This is a genomic window from Nonomuraea insulae (genome assembly GCF_042656245.1).
Genome location: NZ_JBHSPA010000094.1, coordinates 189,645 through 191,867, shown reverse-complemented (window position 1 = coordinate 191,867; position 2,223 = coordinate 189,645). Strand labels below are relative to the sequence as shown.

Annotated in this window: 3 protein-coding genes; all 3 read left to right on the top strand. The window is 68.8% G+C overall.

Annotated features, from left to right (window positions below; translation table 11 throughout):
• Nucleotides 1-390 precede the first annotated feature (390 nt).
• Nucleotides 391-1,512: a tyrosine-type recombinase/integrase gene (locus ACFPZ3_RS58000; RefSeq protein WP_379523026.1), complete on the top strand. Its 1,122-nt coding sequence runs from the start codon at nt 391-393 to the stop codon at nt 1,510-1,512.
• Nucleotides 1,509-1,838 carry a helix-turn-helix domain-containing protein gene (locus ACFPZ3_RS57995; protein ID WP_379523025.1) on the top strand — a complete coding sequence of 110 codons (330 nt, stop codon included), beginning with the start codon at nt 1,509-1,511 and terminating at the stop codon, nt 1,836-1,838. The genes ACFPZ3_RS58000 and ACFPZ3_RS57995 overlap by 4 nt, the downstream gene beginning before the upstream one ends.
• Before the next feature lie 3 nt (nt 1,839-1,841).
• On the top strand, nt 1,842-2,223 hold a 382-nt coding region (locus ACFPZ3_RS57990; RefSeq protein WP_379523024.1), incomplete at its 3' end, for a hypothetical protein.

The window sequence follows — 2,223 nt, the reverse complement described above, 5'->3', positions numbered from 1 at the left end:
GCTACGACCGCCCTAGATCACTACTAGATTCGCCAACAGTGTCCTCCGAGGACGCGACCCGTTGGCCTGGCTTGACGCAACCCAGCGTGGGCGAGCACACGGGACTTGCTGACCTGCGGGAACCGTGTTGACGCCGGATTCCGTTCCAAATCTCTTTCCGGCCGCAATTTCAGCCGATGCAATCTCCGACTAGTTGACATGCGCGGCTGTCCAATGGACGGCGTCCCAGGTGGCCGCGCTGGTTGGAGCGGGCAGTTGCGGTCTCTGAACGAGAGTAGTGGCCTCGACGCAGGGCCGCCTAGGGGCGGTTGACCTGCGACGCTTGCCAGGCGATTACATCTGATGAAGAATCCCTTCGTTCAATGCAAAGTGACGGAGGGTGCTGGAGCGATGACTGATAGCGGTCTCATTCCGGGCGCGGCAGGCCTCCATCTGGTGGACGGCCTGCCGCTGCTGCGCCCCGACGAGCAGGTCTTCACCGCGATGCTGGCCGGCCGGCGCAACCAGCAGCTGGCCAGGAACCTGGCGTTCGGCACGATCGATGGGCGGGAGAACACGGTACGGGCCTTCGCCCGGCACGCCGACGCCTTCCCCTGGCGCTGGACGCCGCTGATGGTGGATGAGTGGTGCGGCGACCTGCGTTCAGTCCACCACCTCAAGCGGTCGACGCTGCGCAACTACCAAGAGGCGGTACGCAGCTTCTGTTCCTACATCACCGACCCGGCCTACGGCTGGCCGGCCGAGTGCGAGCAGCGCTTCGACACCCATCCCGTGCAGGTCTGCCACGAGTGGAACACCGCGGTGCACGTGGCCGAGGCCGAAGCCGACGCGGGCAAGCGCGCCTTCACGCGCCAGGAGCTGCAGGCCTTCTTCGATCACGCTGATGAGCAGGTCGACCGGGTACGCGAGGCCGGCCGCAAGGGCTGGCTGCCGATCTTCCGTGACGGGGTGCTGTTCAAGACCGCCTACGCCTTCGGCCTGCGCCGCAACGAGGCCCGCATGCTGGACGTCGTGGACTTCGGCCACAACCCCGACGGCCCGGAGTTCGGCGAGTACGGCGTCCTCTACGTCCGCCACGGCAAGGCCCAGAAGGGCTCGCCGCCCAAACGCCGCAGCGTGCTGACCGTCTGGCCCTGGGCGGCAGAGATCTTAGAACAGTGGGACACCGAGGTCCGGCCCCTGTTCACCACCTGCGAGGCGGGCGCGCTCTGGCCCTCCGAGCGAGGCCCGCGCATCGGCTTCTCCCAGATCAACACCCGCTTCGCCGCCTACCGTGACGCGCTCGGCCTGGACCGGGCGCTGGACTTCCACTCCTTCCGCCGCTCCTACGTCACCCACCTGATCGAGGACGGCTGGGACGCCCGCTTCGTCCAGGAGCAGGTCGGCCACGAGCACGCCTCCACCACCTCCATCTACACCTGCGTCTCCTCCGACTTCCGCACCCGCACGCTGCGCCGGGCACTGGACGCCACCATGGACGCCGCACTCAAACCCTCCCGGAGGAAACGATGAAACGCCAGGTCAGCTACCAATGGCGGCTGCGCGAGACAATGGCCGCCCACGGCATGTTCGCCGCCACCGACCTGACCCCGCTACTGGCCGAGCGCGGCATCACCCTGTCCTCGGTGCAGGTCTGGCGACTGGTCACGCAGACCCCCGAACGGCTGTCCCTGCCCGTGCTGGCCGCCCTCTGCGACATCTTCGGCTGCACCCCTGACCGACTCATCGCGACCAAGGCCGAAAACGCCCCCGCGCGTCGCACCGCCACCGACCCCGGCGACGTCACCGAACTGGCCCCAATCCGGCCCAAGCGGGCCCGGATCCAGCCCGAGAAGTAACGCGTGCGCTCTCCCACCGCCGAGCAGTACGAGCGCTGGTACCTGCGCGACTGCGCCCGCTGCGGCCGCCACGCCGGCAAGGCCGCGAACTGGTCCGACGGGCCGATCTGCCGCACCTGCCTGGACAAGGCCACCCGCACCCGAGGCCGCTGCCCCGGTTGCGGCACCGACCGGCTCCCGCCCGGCCGCCGCCCAGACGGCACTCCGATCTGCCGCGACTGCGCGGGCATCACCCGCAACTTCTTCTGCGACCGCTGCGGATTCGAGGGCCGCCTGCACACTGGCCGACTCTGCGAGCGCTGCACCCTGGCCGACAAGGTCACAGCCACGCTCGACGACGGCACCGGCCGGATCAATCCCGCCCTCACCCCGCTGGCCGAGGCGC